Below are 15,597 nucleotides of genomic sequence, written 5' to 3' on the forward strand. Positions count from 1 at the left end.
CATGAGTGGCAATGGTGTTATTTCAGCGCACGTCAGGCATCAGCCGATGATACGAAGCAGCTAATGCCCCTTGTCGGTAAAGGTGCCAACACAACACTAGCACCAACCAAAATAGCGTCGCGCGAAGGCCATTATGGGTAGTGGAATAAATCAACGGTCCGGCCACACCCGCCCAGACATACAGCGGTGCTCGTCGTAATGCGATAACGATCGTTAATAAGAAAAGTCCTAGTCCTGGCAGCCCATAGGCAAATAACATGTTGACAAAAGAGGAGTGAATTTCATGCCCGTCGTAGGGGGCAAAACGCTGACGTTCAGCCTCCCCTGCACCTAAAATGGCGTATTCAGGGAAGTTCGTTAGTCGGTCAAATTTGCGTTCTTCATAGACGCTGTCTACTTTACTTGGCGCTCTGTCCAAGCGCGCCTCTAAGTTGCGCAACACTTGTCCATCCGAGCTGATATTGGCGAACAAAACACCCAACAGTAGCAACGGAAGTAACAGTAGCAAGCGCGCAAAATGCTTAATTTGGCGGGCATTGGCCATGGCCCATCCAATCAGGACCAAGACACCTCCCCCCATTGCTGCAAGCGATGACGCTGCTAGAATCCCCAACACGCCGGAAGCTAGCCCAGCCAATCCCAAGAGCCTCATCCGCGGATGAAAATCATCAAGCATCAATAACACCACCACGCCACATAATGAAAAATAAGCGAGCTGGTTAGGGTTATTGAAACTTCCCGTTGTGCGATTAACTCCCATAGCTAACTGCAACAACACCTGACTACCCGCGATCAATAGCGCGATTGCTACACCGTTACGGATAAGCCCTGTAGCGCGTTCGCCATATACGCTAAGAAAACGTAATAACGCCATGCCCACCAGGAAATTAAACAGGAAAAACTGAGCAGGTCTGAAAAAGCTGGTCGTTCCCAAAATCAGCGTCCAGCTAAGGCAAACCATCAACACCCACAGCACCATCATTCCCCAGCATATGGCGAAGGGTGAAACTTTCAGGTGTTTATCACCTAGTGACATCAACAGCATCACACCCACAAAACCTATCAAGACAAAATCAGTCAGCTGCGGTCCACCACTAGGGAACAAATAAAGACTACTTAATGAAAGACCCAAAAACAGTAGTAGTGCGCCGATTAAGTTCATGGCGATACCCTTTTGTCTATCTTGGAAGAGACGCCTGGCTAGAGATTCGCCATCATCTGGAAAGTATGGTTACGGCTGGCCAAGTCGTCGTAAGTGCCAGCATCAATTACCTGCCCATTCTCAAGCATATAAATGATGTCGCACCCCTTAACGGTCGCTAGACGATGGGCAATCATGATGACGGTCATCTGGCCGGAAAATCGCTGAATGTCTTCCATTACACGGCGCTCGGTAATGCCATCCAACGCACTCGTCGCCTCGTCAAACACCAGCACTCTAGCTTGCTGATAAAGGGCGCGAGCGATTCCCAGGCGTTGGCGCTGCCCACCAGATATCTGAACACCGCGCTCGCCTATGCGTGTTTCAAGCCCCTCCGGGAATCTATCAAGCAGATCATCCAATTGCGCCATACGCAGCGATTCCTTAACCCTCTCAACATCAATATCCTTGCGCTCGATAGCAAAGGCGACGTTTTCGAGGATGCTGGCATCGGACAAAAATATCTGCTGAGGCACAAACCCCACCCCCGCCTGCCATTGGCGTAAATTCTCATGCGTTAAGGGAACACCATCAATCAGTACTTGACCTTGCTGGGGCTCAATCAAGCCGAGTAATAAATCCACCGCCGTGCTCTTGCCACTACCAGAGGTTCCCACTAGCCCCACCATCTGGTTGACGGGGATCGTTAGCGTGAGCCGATCAAGCGCCAAGGCCCGCGTTCCTGGATAGTCGAAGACCACATCCTGGATTTTTATCTCTTGCTGAGGTACCCAAGGCGTTATTGAAGCTGCTGACTGAGTTTCATTAATGGCGATATCGCCGTTTTTCGTCTCATCACGGCTGGCGATCAAGTCATCACGAATGGCGTTATAAGCGGCTAAGTTGCCGCGAATTTTTGTAAGTGAGGTGTATATCTTTTGAAAACCAGGCAGCATTTTAAAGCCTGCCAGCGCATAAATAGAGAGTGCTGGCAAAATTGCCCCAAGATTACCCTCATAAAGGTTAAGCAGATAAAGCACCAACACAATAACCGAACCAAAAGCTACCAGTTCAATGGCATAACGTGGGGCTTCACTTAGCCCCTGCGTCACTCCTTCACCACGCGCGATAGAATTGCAGGCATCATCAAAGCGTGTGGTAAAACTTGCCTGTCGATGTAGTAAAAGCAGATCCTTAATGCCACCGAATCCTTCACTCATCAATTTAAAACGCTTGGATTGAGCTTTAGAAATTCGTCTTCCGTTAATGATTAAAAAACGCCTAACAGTTTGGTAAAGCAGTAAATAAGTCCCAAAAAAGACCACTACACCAATTATCGCCACCAAGGGGTTATAGAGAAAAATGGCTAAGGTCATCAGTGATAGCATGATCAACTTAGCATTAAGCTCCATAACAGGATTGATGATCTTAAGAGACACACGCTGGACTTCCGCAGATACCTTAGTGGTCAGAGCACTGGTATTTTGATTGGAATGAAACAACCAAGGCTGGTGCAGGTAATAGCGGTAGAGGCGACTTGACAGTTCTGCCCCCACACGGGCGCTGTAAAGCGCCAGCCGCCAAGACGTATAGATAGACAGCAAGGCCGCCATCAACAGAACGCCGAGTACCATGGCACCCAATAAACTTAAGAAAGCCTTGGGGCTTTGCATACCGGTAACGCTATACGCCATAGCAAGCCAACCATCGCCCTGGAGCTTATTCATATCACCCACAACCGCCATAAACGGCCCAATAGCAATGACCCCAGCAATTTGTGCCAACGCCATACCGATAATCAGCACCTGGAGCCTCAATAATTGGCGCCGCTGTTGCTGCGTCAATAATGAGTAGAGTTCGCGCAATTGCTTCAGCATCTTGGATCACCGGTAAGCATAGAGGTAGCTGCCATAGTAGCCATGACGGCTGTTGGTGGTTTTCTTAACGCCGTTTAGGATTGCACCTTTAATATTCACGCCAGCGCTCTCCAGACGGCGTTTAGCAGCCTTAATTTCTCCAGGAGGATGGCTGTCGAAGCGGACTACCATCAAACTGGTTCCCGCCAGCTTACCCACCACCGTTGCATCGGTTACCGCCAGTATCGGCGGCGTATCTACGATCACTAAGTCATAGCACTGGCTCATGGCTTCCAGGAAATCGTGGAAGCTTTGCTGCATTAACAACTCCGATGGATTAGGCGGCACACTGCCCCGGGCAACATAATCCAACCCTTCTAAGTCGCTATGGCGAACAGCTTCTTCTGCATCGATTCGTCGTGCTAACAACTCTGAAAGGCCTTTAACGCCCTTGCTGTGAAACGCATGATGCAGATGTCCACGACGCATATCGGCATCAATCAGTAGAACTCTTTGCCCCGCCTGGGCACAGACAGCGGCTAAATTAGCGGCGACAAAGCTCTTGCCAACCCCTGGGCTCGCACCGGTAATCATCAAGCGGTTATTGTCCGATTCGAGCATCGCAAAATAGAGGCTAGTTCGCAGACCACGCAACGCTTCCACCGCAATTTCGGCGGGTTTTTTAATCGCCAGCAAGCCTCGGAAAACTTCCTGAACCTTTTTAGAATGGCGCGGACGAATTCGCTCGGTAAGCCCTGTTTGCCCGCCAGAATCTGGCAGCGTTGCATAGACAGGCAACCCCAACTCTTCCAGTTGCTCGGGTGACTTAATCGCGCGACTCAGTAACAACCGCACGACCACCAGCATCGTGGCCAGCAACGCGCCTATCAGTGCACTGACAGCCGTTATCAATGGAATGCGCGGTGCGATAGTGCCCGGATTTAGAATAGCGGCATCAAGGATGCGTACGTTACCCACCGTACCGGCTTTAACCAAACGCATCTCTTGAAGTTGATTGAGCAGTTGAACATACACTTGCTGATTGACCTGACTGTCCCGAGTCAGGCGAAGCACTTCTTGTTGAGTTTCAGGCAATTCATTGACCTGGGCATTGAGACGGTCACGCTCCTCTACGAGTTGAGAGCGCTGCCTTAACAAGGTTTGATAGTTGGGATGCGAGGGGCGGTAACGCTCAGCTAGGTCGGCCTCCCTCATAGCCAACTCGCTGAGTTGATTTTCTACATCTACCACACGGGTGAGAAGATTTTGCGTCTCGAATGTTAAGTCGACTGAGTCACGCTGCGCCCGATAGTCATTGAGCATTCCCTCCGCATTAGATAGCTGATCCCTAACTTGGGGAATTTGCTCGCCAAGAAAGGCGATTTGTTTCTCTGCTTCTTCTGAATGACGCTGCACATTTTGAGTTAGAAAAACCCCTGTTAGGGTGTCAAGTGTCGGCTGGATCTTACTGCGGTCCGCACCACTAAGCATAAGTTCATAGACACCTGACTCAATACCTCTCGGCATAACCTCAAAACGACTCTCAAGGTCTTTTATCGCATTAAGAGACGACATACGCGTCAAGCCGAATTCAGCACCAGGATGGGCAACTGCCTGGCTAATAAAAAGACGATAACCTACCCCCTCGTCTTGAACGGTTTCCCCAACGTTACCGATAAGCACTCGCTCATCTTCTAGCCATAACTCAAAGTTACCCTCTTCCTTTATGCGCAGTAAGTGCTCGCTTCCCACATGTTCATCGGGCACAGAAAAGCGTGAGACACGCACAGACTCATTGGCCCACACATAAGGATTTTGCCAGCGACTCTCTTCTCCCATTCCTAACCATTCGCGCATAAAGGCCGGGGTTAGGCTTTCGATTAAATCCTGACTAACCCCATGATTGACAAGAAAGTCTCCAATGACCGGCAATCGACGCGGTTCAACCTTAATCGCCAGGTCTTGCCGTTCAGCTGTTTCTCCCAACACCATACGTGATCGCAATATTTCGAGCTCTGCGGCGGTAGGGTTACCTGGCTGTTGCTCACCCAATGACTCCATAAACGCCAAGTTAGCCCCTCGACTCTCTATCTGAACCAATGCGTCAGCCTGATAGATACGTGGCTGAGAACTGGCATAAAAATATCCTGCCAGGAGAAAAAGCCCCGTTATCGTTACGATAAACCAACGATGGTCAGATAGTGTGTCGACCAGCTTGCGCAGATTAAGGTCATCACTCTCCTGAGGACCAGTTGATGATGAAGGTGGATGAGGAAAGTAGTTCATGGTCATGCCTCGCTATTCAGAAATGCTATTCAAAATAGCCACTTAAAGCTCGCTGGCATCACTGGCTACCGTTACAACATTACCCGGCAGACTGACTGATGGCAGCAGCAGAGAAATGACCGAGTTCCAACGAGCCAATGGTGCTGACGTCACGTACACCACATCCTGAGGCTGGAGAGGAAAGCGGGTTCCAAGCAATAGCCGTGTAGCATCTCTGATATCTAACTGATAAACAGTGGCAAACTTTTCACTACCTGGCGAGTTGCCTCGTACTACAAAAATTCCTGAAGGCTCAGCGCGGCTCTCATTCACACCACCTGCCCTGCCTAATGCATCCGTCAAGGTGATCCGCTCATTGCCAATAGCGATTGTGCCGGGACGTACTACCTGCCCCATCACCACGACGTTCTGGTTCTCCATAGTAGGCACATGAAGCAAGTCACCATCACGCAGCAAACGATTCTGCGTCATATCCCCCTGACGCATCATTGCATAAAGTGAGATGCGCTCTTCGCCACCATTACGACTCAACGTTACGTTTCGCCAGTCGGCATTTTCCCGCGCCCCGCCTACTGCACTGATGGCATCCAGGATTGTCATCGGCACGATGGTCAGTGGTAATGTGCCAGGGTTTTCGACAGCACCACTGATATAGACTTTCTGGGAGTTAAACGCGGCGATGCCAACTTCCACTTGCGGCTCATTGATCACATTGGCTAGACGCCGAGTAATTAGGTTACGCACTTCATCAAGCGTCATTCCCTCAACCCTTACACGCCCCACGTATGGATAAAACATGGTGCCATTGGGCCGTATCCGGTTACCGGTTTCTGCTGCTGAGCGCTCAGAACCTGCTGGGATGGTCAGTTCTGGATGGTCATAGACAATCACACTTAAAATATCGCCAGGCCCCACCCGGTACTCATACCCCGGCACCACTGGATTCAATGCGGGAGATGGAACCCGAGAAGAAACATCTCTTTCAAACATCGCATTCACTAAATCTGGGGTGATCTGCTCCACGTCCACTCGTCCATCTAGTGATTGCTCAAGGTTGTCCTGATCAATATGGCCACCAGGGGCCATAGCGCAGCCACTGAGGACTCCCAGGAGCACGATCAATACGAGATAGTGGACTAGTCGAACTGGACTTCTTCTAGATTCCACTCTTTCTACTTCATTGAAATTATTCATGGTTGCTCCCTTTGCTTTTGTCTAGCCACGCTACCGCCCGAGGATTTTGGTCAGGCATTTCCCAGAGCCTTATGGAACACAGCCCAGGCGACATCAATTCACTATCGCCATGAGACAGAACTACCCACTTGGTAATTATTTTTAATGTTACATAAGAATACAAAAAGAATAACTTTATTTACATAACTACCAGAGGGTGAAATAACTACTACTTTTTTGAGCAGGGAGACATGCTTAAGCGGTAGCAAAAACAGGAGAAACTCTAGGTTTCTAGGGAAGGAAAAAAAGGAGAACTGGTATTATTTCAAATAATAATTACGAAAAATCAATATATTAAAAAATATGAATAATATTTAACAATATTGTCATTAGATTTTTACAGTACCTATATAAAGAAAACAGGTGCTCTCTGAAAGCCAATTTTTCATGTAACATAAACGTTACAAACATAGGATTAACTTAGGTTGGGGCTTTGTGTGCGTAAATTCTTAATTAGAAATCAATCTGGCTATTAATAGCCGCTCGCTGCATCAGTGAAGATTCAGCGAAAGAGAGGAAGGAAAGTCTCAGAAGGAGAAATCTAGAAGGCCACCTGACGCAGATTAGGGGGCCCTGCTCAAAATGACCGGTATCAACGTAGCGTTTTTGGAAGCTTGTCTACCCACAAAAAGCTCGCATCCTTTAACAGCGTATGCACATGCTCAAAGACATCTAGCGTCTTTCTATACGGATCAGGGATGTCTTGCCCTTCACCGTCATTCAGCCAGCGTCCAAGTAACAGCGTCTTCCCCAAGGCCTGCGGTGTTTGCTTTCCTAGAGCACGACGCTGGCCTTCCGTCATGACCAAAATGAGATCGGCTTGCTGAATCATTATCGTCGTCAACTGGCGTGCTCGGTGGTGAGTGACATCCAGGCCATCCGATTCTGCCAATTGTCGTGCAAACAATGATACTGGCTCCCCTTGTAAGGCACCTAAGCCAGCGGAGCTAATCTGATAGTTGGGGAGTTGCTGCCTGAGAATTGCTTCAGCGACAGGGCTGCGGCAGATATTACCCGTACAAACCACCAAAATATGCTTGAACATAAGCTACTTATTTCCTTAACAAGAAGCGGAGCGTCTAGCCTTCAAATAGCGTGCTTAATGCATACACCCGACAGCAAGCCGACCCCGCATTCGATACAAAGGTGATAGTCATCAAAGCCATGGGGTATCACTATTGTTGCAGCCAACGCATTAATTAGCGTATCCATAGCGACTCTTCTGCGGAAGTGTCTCGGGAATCTGAACCCACAGGAAAACCAGCCAGCTAGCATATACGGCTATACCTGCAGGGTAAGCGAAAAAAGAGTAGCTCAAACCAAAGCTTATAAAGGCGACTGTCAACAGTACTCCAGCGACAGAAAAGGATTTATGCACTGGATTTTCACTGCGCAAACCTGGAAAGAAATGCCATAAGGGCACAAGGTAAAGCCCCAGCACTACTAACATGCCAAGCAGTCCTCGCCTCACCCAGGCATCCAGTAGATCATTGTGCGCATGCCAGTAATTGCCTAACTTTGGGCTTAGAACCCCTTCAGCTTCTAGCCTTTGCATTGCGGGCTGATAGCCTTCATGTCCGTAGCCCATGAACGGATGCTCACCTATTAACCATAAGGCACCGCGATACATTTCCAGACGCGCTCCGATAGAGCCAACATCCGTTCCCTCAATATAGTGGTGCACATCAGCTACCGCCTTATTCACCCGCCTTTCCACTCCGCTTTGCGGGATGACATACGCCACCACCAGCACTGCCACGACACAACAGATACCCAACCAACGCCATGCTGCTCGCCACTGATGCGCATAACTGTAGTAAAACACCCCTACCGCTAATGGCAGGGCTAACCAACCACCTCGCGTACCGGAAAGTGCCGATGCCATTACGCCTCCTGCTGCGCCCCCCAGTAACAGTAACAACCAACCAAAACGTGACGCTCTCTGATGCCAGGCCCAGCTCAAACCAGCCAGACATAACAGCGCACTCAATAACGCAAAATTACCGAAGAAAATGGAGTGTAACGGCGGGTGCCCTGTCGCGCGCGTCAATCCAACCCCAAATTTTTGCCACGCAGCCCATCCACCCGCTCCTAACCCGCTTAATGCCAGCCCAGCCCACCACCCTGCTGGCGGTGGTTTAACGGCGCCAATCATCAACACAACCAGCGCAGCTAGCCAAGCGGCTCCCGCCAATGGAAGTGCCTGTTTCAAGCTGCCATGCCATACGCCAATGACAATATCGACGACACCCAGCCCAACGATCAACACTAATAAAAGGTGATCATCACGCCCACTCGTACGCTCTATACAGCGCCAATTTGGTGTTTTTCTCCAAGCAAGGCTTCCCCCTATAAGAGTAACCACCAGCCCTAGCCAATAGCCTAAAGGCACCAACAGCGGGAATGTGGTGATTGCGATAGCCTGCATAAAGCATCTGCCTTGTCAGTGTCACCGGGAAGCAATCTCTAGCTTGTTTACGCAAGCCCATAGCCTTTTAAATACTTGCACACAGTTTGTATTATTTACTTGCACAGTATTGCTGGCAATTTGGATCTATCAAAACTACTCAATAAATTACGCGTAAAATCTAGGCACCGACATAGATTGTAGGGGGAGTTCCCAATTAATAGAACACTATTGATCAGCTTAACCTTATCGATAGTAAAACAAGCTGACGATAGCTTGCGAATAATGAGCCGGCACATTAATCAATAAAGCTTAACAACATCAGCCACACACGATTAAAAAGCTAATTATCTGCAGGCAACAAGAACCTAAGCGCGATGACAATACTCACTGGGAACTTGCTACCAGCGGCTTCTTCTCCCCTTTGCCTCCTCTTTGCAGTGAATAAAAACGCACTAAAAGAAAAGAGAACAGCAGCAATTATTGATCCGCATGTGTTGTTGCTTACGCAAAACGTAGAATCAACCAGACGGCTATCGCTAAAGAATAGAGCGCTGTCTTTCCCAATACTGGATTGAGTGCCGCCCCATCTCGCTGCCAAAACACTACATTTAATCCTACGCCTATTAAGCCCAGGCAGCTCCATACCCCCCAGCGCCAAACTTCTGTTGAGTAAGGCAGAGATACCATCCAGGGGCCGAGCGTTAAGAAGCTAAAAAGCCATCGAGTGGCTCGTGGTCCGAGCCGCACTGCTAGTGTTCGTTTACCAGCCCGCGCATCAGTAAAGCGGTCACGAAGATTATTAACGACCAAAATGGCAGCCACGGGTAGCCCCATCAGCAATGCGCTGATGATGGCTCTTTCGTTTACTGGGCTTTGTTGGGCCAGCAGGCTACCTAACACGGCCACTGGGCCAAAAAACAGCCAGACGGCCACTTCTCCTAATCCCAGATTGGCATAGGGACTCCTTCCACCGCTGTAACCCAGCACACCAAGCAGCGCTAGCCCACCAAACACCCACAATAACCAATGCCCAAAGAAGGCTAGCCATACACCCGTTACCAAGGCAATGCCTAGCATTAGCAGCAGTCCTACCCGCAGCTCACTAACTCCTAACAAGCCAGACTGGAGTGCACGTGCTGGCCCTAGACGATCGTGCTGATCGACGCCCGAAAGCCCATCAAAAAGATCATTGGCCAAATTAACCGCAAGCTGTAGCGCTAATGCACTAACCAAGCATAAGAACGCGGTGAGCCAGGAGAAATGGCTTGGTAGGACTAACGCCTGCCCTAACAAAATGGGGCCTACCGCTGCAGGCAAAGTACGCGGGCGAAGTGTTTGAATCCAAATGGTCAGTTTGTTGCTGGAAAACTCACCTTGAAATGGCTTAGTACGCGTCATTAATTGTCTTCTTTGGGTTATTGATCATTCCTGGGGCATAGCAGCGATTCTAACCCCGTCCTAGTCGATTAATTTAACAAAGGTACTGCTTCGCTTCCCGTTAGGACAAATGTTAACGCATACAAAGGCTCGCCATTAAAGACAAATTGGTGGCAATTTTTTATGCGAAGCAGACAGAGTTAACGGCGGGACACGACAAAGCATCCTTTCGCAGAACCACTGCCAAAACGGATGAAATCAAGAGGAAATTTATGCCAACTCAAGGAGGGCCGATTCAGTGGCTATCTTAAAATCACCTTCACCGAAGCTCCTCATATTAAAAATATACTTAGATCACTTCTTAGACTCTATCAAGCAGGTACAGTTTGAAGTAAAAATTGCTTTCGGCAACGCTGTACTAACCGCCAGTTGCATTCATAAATCGCAAAACCTGGACCTCACCATCGGTCGTAAAGTGGTGCCGCTCAGGCTTTTTCGTCATCGCCCCCACAATGGCTGCTTTTAGGCGCTGGATCTCCCCCGGATAACGTCGCATTACAGCGCGTAAATCTACCGAATGCTCATTGCCCAAGCAGAGGAGTAGTCGCCCTTCCGCCGTCACTCGAACACGATTACAGGCAGCACAGAAATTGTGGCTATGGGGAGAGATAAAGCCAATGCGCGATTGGCTGTCTGCCATGCGGTAATAGCGGGATGGCCCTAGGGTGGTCTCGGTGGTGGGTAGGAGTGGGTAGTGGTTTTCTATGGTCTCACGAACCGCATCAGTGGAAAGAAAGGTTTCACCACGGTTATGCTCGCTGATTGCGCCTAGCGGCATTTCCTCTATAAAGCTGATATCGACTTGTTCATCCCGGGCAAAGTTTACCAAGTCGATAATTTCGTCGTCATTACGCCCCTTAAGCAATACGGCGTTGAGCTTAATCGACTGAAAACCAGCGCGACGTGCGGCACGGATACCCGCGATCACTTGGTTTAAGTCACCTGTTCGAGTTAATGCTTTAAAACGCTCGGGCTTGAGCGAGTCGAGGCTAATATTGAGCCGATGTAGCCCGCCTTGCCGCAAAGCATCGGCATGTTTGACCAGCCCTGAGCCGTTGGTGGTCATAGCCAGCTCGCGCAGGCCCTCCAATTCAGCGAGTTTTTGCACTAGCGTTAGCACGCCCTGGCGTACCAGCGGCTCACCGCCAGTTAGACGGATTTTTTCCACGCCCAGCTCGACGAATGCCTGCGAAAGCGCGGCTATTTCCTCAAGGGTCAGCAATTGGGCTCGGGGCAGGAAGGTCATCTCCTCGGCCATGCAATACACACAGCGAAAATCACAACGATCAGTTACCGATATACGTAGGTAACGCACCGTACGGCCAAACCCATCGACTAGCGCACTCATTTTTCGGACTCCTCTTGGGAACTGACATTAACGGGCAGCCGAGCAATGAGTCCTTTTACCTCAGCGGTCACTTCGATGATTGTTTGCTCATCATAAAACTGACCCCGCCGCTTGCGCAGGCCGTTTTCATATAGCTTTACGTGCTCTGTAGGTATCACATCCGCGTTGGCGAGACAGTGGCTGGCACAGTGCATCTGGCACCCATCAATGGCTACGATAGGCCGCCCGGAACGGGCAATGCGCACCAGGCCAGGCACACCACCACCGACACCGGCAATGCATGACATTTCTGCCTCTCCTGCATGGTCAAGTCGCAGGGCAACACTATTGGCTAGTTGCGCAACATCAGAGCAGCCGGAACAAGCATAAATCAGTGCGCGGGGTTTGTGATGTGAAGACATACCCTCTCCTATAAAAAACTAACGAGGTCAGTGGTCACGACTGAAAAAGTGATTCAAGCGGCGAACTGATTGATGGGGTAGTAGTGATACGCCTCCCCTTCTGCCACATCGATTTCGGGGTTAATCATTAAATAACCATCAGCTTGGCTAGCCGCACCAAGCATATGCGAGCCCTGTCCGCCCGCTAACTGCGCCACGGGACTCCCCTGTGACCAATCCAACACTACCCGTAATAGCTCGCAGCGCCCCTTGGGGCCACGCTGAGAGAAGCCTGCCTTGACTGGAAAACACTGTAGCGCAGCTAAGTGTCGACCCTGCATAGCATGAATAAACGGCAGCGCCAGCAGTTGCCAGCCCACCAGGGAGGCCACGGGGTTACCCGGCAGCGCCATTAACGGCGTGCAAGTGGAAGGCTCCGCGCCCAGATAACCGAATGCAAAAGGCTTTCCGGGTTTCATCGCAACACCATGAAAATGTAGCCCACCGCGCTGCTCGATCACCGGACGAACGTGATCCTCCTCGCCTACCGAAACGCCACCGGTGCATATCACCACATCTGCAATGGTTTGTGCGTGCTCAAAGGCCTGGTGCAATGACTGCGGCGAATCAGCGATGACGCCCAGATCCAGTACATCGCACTGCGCTTGTGCGAGCAGTACGTTAAGCATGGCGCGATTGCTGTCGTATACCTGTCCCGGAGATCGCACCGCGCCTGGGGCAATCAGCTCATCGCCGGTTGAGAGCAATGCCACCCGTAGGCGCCGCTTGACGGCAACGATATTGATCCCGTGGCTTGCCAGAAGCGCAATCGACGCTGAGTCAAGAAACTTACCCGCAGCGAGTAGCGGGGTTCCCATGCGGGTTTCCTCGCCTTGACGGCGAATATTAGCGCCTAGCACCAAGCTACCCTCGAGGTGTATATGCCCACGCTTATCAAGGGTTACCCGCTCTTGAGGCACCACAATATCAGCCCCTATGGGTACCGGCGCGCCGGTGAAAATACGCGCGCAGCCCCCTTCGGGTAGCAGCATGACACCTGCGCCAGCTGGCACGCGTTGAAGAATGGGTAGGCCTGCACCGCGAGGTGCCGCTTGGTAATCAGCCAGACACAGCGCGTAACCATCCATAGCGCTATTGTCCACGCCCGGCATATCGAGAGGTGCAACCACCATTTCTGCCAGCACTCGCCCCGCCGACTGTTCAAGGGAGACGTTTTCTACGGCATTAATCGGCGTGGCTGCGTCGATAACTCGTTGGCGTGCATCAAATAAATTTAATAAGCCGGGCGTGACTATTTCTGCGCATTGACAGTTCATAAGCGCTCCGAAACATGCGACGTCGTTTCTACTTGACGTCCACTACAAGCAGGAGCAGAAGGCAACACCATTGCTACAAAGTTGCAGGGCCGAGTGCGGGAGTCCAACTGCAATGAGATGATTTTTTCCCACGCCAATTCACATGCTTTGGGCGAACCGGGCATCGCAAACAACAGTGTCTGGTTGGCAACCCCCGCCACTGCCCTAGATTGAATAGTCGACGTGCCAATCGTTTGCAGAGAGTAGTAGCGAAACAGCTCGCCATACCCCTCAATTGCTTTGTCAAAAAGAGGAACTAACGCCTCAGGTGTGGTATCGCGAGCAGTGAAGCCCGTACCGCCATTCACCAGTATCGTCTGAATTTCTTTACGCGCAATCCATTCCGAAACCACAGCACGAACCTGATAAATATCATCAGGCACGATGCGCCGCTCCATTAGGTTATGGCCGCTTTCAATAAGATGCGCGGCGAGTAAGTCACCACTGCCATCCTCATCGAATCCACGCGTATCGGAAACGGTTAACACCGCGATGCCAAGCGGAATGAAAAGAGCATCTACAGGAACATGGGACATCAAGCCTCTCCTATTAGCTTTCCTATTGCTTCAAGCTATTGCATCAAGCTGCCGCCAGCATCGTCATCCAGCACAATCCCTTCGACGCCTATTTCGCTCTCTAACATCAGCAAATAGTGACGCAGCGCACGTCGAGTTGCCTGCTCCCGAAGGCTATGGCGCACCCGGTCAATCACTTGATCGAAAGGTAACGCCCTACCTTCTCTGCGCTCGTCAATACTGACCACATGCCAGCCATAGCGAGACGCCAAGGGGCGCTCATGTAGACCTTCGGGCAGGTGCTGCAAAGCGCGGTCCAACTCTGGAACGGTTTGCCCCGACACTAGCCAACCCAAATCACCATCCAGCTCTTTTGAAGGGCACGCGGAGTGGTGTTGAGCAAATTCGGCAAACCGTTCGGGTATCTGATTAAGCTGTTCGAGTAGCTTTTCGCCAAGCTGGTAAGCATCGTCGCGACCCTGGGAGTCATCGGGTGCGGCCGCGAGCAGGATATGCCGAACGCGTAACTGCACTGGTTCGCTAAAGCGCTCACGGTGGGTGTCAAAAAAGCGCTGGCAATCTGCTTCCCCCGGTTCGGGCACCTCAAGCTCCTGTTCGAGCAAAGCAGCAATCGCCGCATCTTCCTGTGCCTCGCTAACGTCCTGTGTCAATAGTAGGCCCAGGACGCTAGCACGCTGGCGAAGCAGCTCTCTGACCACCAACGCACGGGCTGCCTGAAGCTGGGCCTCTCCCGCCGTTTCGGCGGGGTGGTACTGCATCTCCAACGCAATCGTTGCTTCATCGATAGGGGTATCACCGACACGTACCGGAGGCGCAGCAACGCCCCCAGGTAACTGTTCGATATCAATCATCTGCATATTATTTCTCCTCTAGGCCTGGCCGAGCACAAGCCAGTTTTTAGCCACGACGGCGGACAAGCTGATAACGCCGGGTCACATAGCCAAACGGCGCGCTCCACACATGCACCAAGCGGGTAAAGGGGAACAGCAGGATGATGGTCAGGCCGATAAAGATATGCAGTTTGTAGATCCACGACACTTCCTGCATGTAGTCCGCCGCACCGCCGCTGAAGAAGACAATCGACTGCGCCCAGCTGGAGAGCGTTAGCATCATCTCGCCGTCCATATGGCCCAACGAGAAGATGATGGTCACCATACCTAGGCACGCCTGTAAGACGATCAAGCCCAAGATCAAGGTATCCATCATGCTCGACGACGCCTTTACGCGCGGGTTGGCCAGACGACGATAGAGCAACATGGCGCCGCCCACCACGCACATGGCACCGGCAATACCGCCCACCACGATAGCCACTAGCTGTTTAGTACCGGCGTGCAGGAACGGCTCATAAACCCAGTGCGGCGTGAGCATGCCCACCAAGTGACCGAAGAAAATCACGATAATCCCGATATGAAACAGGTTGCTGCCCAGGCGCATGTTCTTTGAAGAGAGCATCTGGCTAGAACCGGTCTTCCAAGTGTACTGACCATGATCAAAACGGAGCAGGCTGCCAAGCAGAAACACCGTGCCCGCGAGATAGGGGTAGTAACCGTAGATCAGATGGGTTAAGTAATGCGCAATCGCGTCATACATGGTG

13 protein-coding genes are annotated in these 15,597 nt (G+C 51.0%); all 13 read right to left on the reverse strand.

Annotated features, from left to right (window positions below; translation table 11 throughout):
* Positions 1-22 precede the first annotated feature (22 nt).
* The 13 genes from ACN06F_RS09925 to narI all read right to left on the reverse strand — a co-directional run bounded on the left by ACN06F_RS09925 (position 23) and on the right by narI (position 15,593).
* A complete protein-coding gene (locus ACN06F_RS09925; protein WP_095603037.1) occupies positions 23-1,162 on the reverse strand; it encodes a hypothetical protein in 1,140 nt (379 codons plus the stop codon).
* Positions 1,163-1,200: 38 nt separating this feature from the next.
* Positions 1,201-3,018: an ABC transporter ATP-binding protein gene (locus tag ACN06F_RS09930; protein ID WP_038484852.1), complete on the reverse strand. Its 1,818-nt coding sequence runs from the start codon at positions 3,016-3,018 to the stop codon at positions 1,201-1,203.
* Positions 3,019-3,024: 6 nt separating this feature from the next.
* Positions 3,025-5,283 carry a polysaccharide biosynthesis tyrosine autokinase gene (locus ACN06F_RS09935; RefSeq protein WP_433923829.1) on the reverse strand — a complete coding sequence of 753 codons (2,259 nt, stop codon included), beginning with the start codon at positions 5,281-5,283 and terminating at the stop codon, positions 3,025-3,027.
* A gap of 42 nt (positions 5,284-5,325) precedes the next feature.
* Positions 5,326-6,477: a polysaccharide export protein gene (locus ACN06F_RS09940; RefSeq protein WP_433923830.1), complete on the reverse strand. Its 1,152-nt coding sequence runs from the start codon at positions 6,475-6,477 to the stop codon at positions 5,326-5,328.
* A gap of 631 nt (positions 6,478-7,108) precedes the next feature.
* On the reverse strand, positions 7,109-7,561 hold the full coding sequence (locus ACN06F_RS09945) for a low molecular weight protein-tyrosine-phosphatase (protein ID WP_433923831.1): 453 nt from the start codon (positions 7,559-7,561) through the stop codon (positions 7,109-7,111).
* A gap of 150 nt (positions 7,562-7,711) precedes the next feature.
* A complete protein-coding gene (locus ACN06F_RS09950) occupies positions 7,712-8,944 on the reverse strand; it encodes an O-antigen ligase family protein (protein WP_433923832.1) in 1,233 nt (410 codons plus the stop codon).
* Between the two features lie 483 nt (positions 8,945-9,427).
* On the reverse strand, positions 9,428-10,324 hold the full coding sequence (gene menA, locus ACN06F_RS09955; RefSeq protein WP_433923833.1) for a 1,4-dihydroxy-2-naphthoate octaprenyltransferase: 897 nt from the start codon (positions 10,322-10,324) through the stop codon (positions 9,428-9,430).
* Positions 10,325-10,721: 397 nt separating this feature from the next.
* Entirely contained in the window at positions 10,722-11,711 is a 990-nt protein-coding gene (gene moaA / locus ACN06F_RS09960) for a GTP 3',8-cyclase MoaA (protein ID WP_433923834.1), read from the reverse strand.
* Positions 11,708-12,112, reverse strand: coding sequence for a putative zinc-binding protein (locus ACN06F_RS09965; RefSeq protein WP_433923835.1), 405 nt, complete (start codon positions 12,110-12,112; stop codon positions 11,708-11,710). Before ACN06F_RS09965 ends, moaA begins: the two co-directional genes overlap by 4 nt.
* Positions 12,113-12,165: 53 nt before the next feature.
* The gene (locus ACN06F_RS09970) at positions 12,166-13,428 is read right to left on the reverse strand and encodes a molybdopterin molybdotransferase MoeA (RefSeq protein ID WP_038484864.1); all 1,263 of its coding nucleotides are present in this window, start codon (positions 13,426-13,428) and stop codon (positions 12,166-12,168) included.
* On the reverse strand, positions 13,425-14,003 hold the full coding sequence (gene moaB / locus ACN06F_RS09975; RefSeq protein ID WP_120386877.1) for a molybdenum cofactor biosynthesis protein B: 579 nt from the start codon (positions 14,001-14,003) through the stop codon (positions 13,425-13,427). Before moaB ends, ACN06F_RS09970 begins: the two co-directional genes overlap by 4 nt.
* A gap of 35 nt (positions 14,004-14,038) precedes the next feature.
* Positions 14,039-14,860 carry a peptidylprolyl isomerase gene (locus ACN06F_RS09980; protein WP_038484870.1) on the reverse strand — a complete coding sequence of 274 codons (822 nt, stop codon included), beginning with the start codon at positions 14,858-14,860 and terminating at the stop codon, positions 14,039-14,041.
* Between the two features lie 40 nt (positions 14,861-14,900).
* Entirely contained in the window at positions 14,901-15,593 is a 693-nt protein-coding gene (gene narI / locus ACN06F_RS09985) for a respiratory nitrate reductase subunit gamma (protein WP_038484872.1), read from the reverse strand.
* Between the last annotated feature and the right edge of the window lie 4 nt (positions 15,594-15,597).

Origin of the sequence: Vreelandella sp. 21 (assembly GCF_050995515.1) — a bacterium.
Classification (GTDB): Bacteria; Pseudomonadota; Gammaproteobacteria; order Pseudomonadales; family Halomonadaceae; genus Vreelandella; species Vreelandella alkaliphila.

Bases quoted from the DNA above. Each gene is read 5' to 3' on its own strand.
- ACN06F_RS09925 (WP_095603037.1), bottom strand. From the start codon at position 1,162: ATGAACTTAATCGGCGCACTACTACTGTTTTTGGGTCTTTCATTAAGT.
- ACN06F_RS09930 (WP_038484852.1), bottom strand. From the start codon at position 3,018: ATGCTGAAGCAATTGCGCGAACTCTACTCATTATTGACGCAGCAACAG.
- ACN06F_RS09935 (WP_433923829.1), bottom strand. From the start codon at position 5,283: ATGAACTACTTTCCTCATCCACCTTCATCATCAACTGGTCCTCAGGAG.
- ACN06F_RS09940 (WP_433923830.1), bottom strand. From the start codon at position 6,477: ATGAATAATTTCAATGAAGTAGAAAGAGTGGAATCTAGAAGAAGTCCA.
- ACN06F_RS09945 (WP_433923831.1), bottom strand. From the start codon at position 7,561: ATGTTCAAGCATATTTTGGTGGTTTGTACGGGTAATATCTGCCGCAGC.
- ACN06F_RS09950 (WP_433923832.1), bottom strand. From the start codon at position 8,944: ATGCAGGCTATCGCAATCACCACATTCCCGCTGTTGGTGCCTTTAGGC.
- menA (WP_433923833.1), bottom strand. From the start codon at position 10,324: ATGACGCGTACTAAGCCATTTCAAGGTGAGTTTTCCAGCAACAAACTG.
- moaA (WP_433923834.1), bottom strand. From the start codon at position 11,711: ATGAGTGCGCTAGTCGATGGGTTTGGCCGTACGGTGCGTTACCTACGT.
- ACN06F_RS09965 (WP_433923835.1), bottom strand. From the start codon at position 12,112: ATGTCTTCACATCACAAACCCCGCGCACTGATTTATGCTTGTTCCGGC.
- ACN06F_RS09970 (WP_038484864.1), bottom strand. From the start codon at position 13,428: ATGAACTGTCAATGCGCAGAAATAGTCACGCCCGGCTTATTAAATTTA.
- moaB (WP_120386877.1), bottom strand. From the start codon at position 14,003: ATGTCCCATGTTCCTGTAGATGCTCTTTTCATTCCGCTTGGCATCGCG.
- ACN06F_RS09980 (WP_038484870.1), bottom strand. From the start codon at position 14,860: ATGCAGATGATTGATATCGAACAGTTACCTGGGGGCGTTGCTGCGCCT.
- narI (WP_038484872.1), bottom strand. From the start codon at position 15,593: ATGTATGACGCGATTGCGCATTACTTAACCCATCTGATCTACGGTTAC.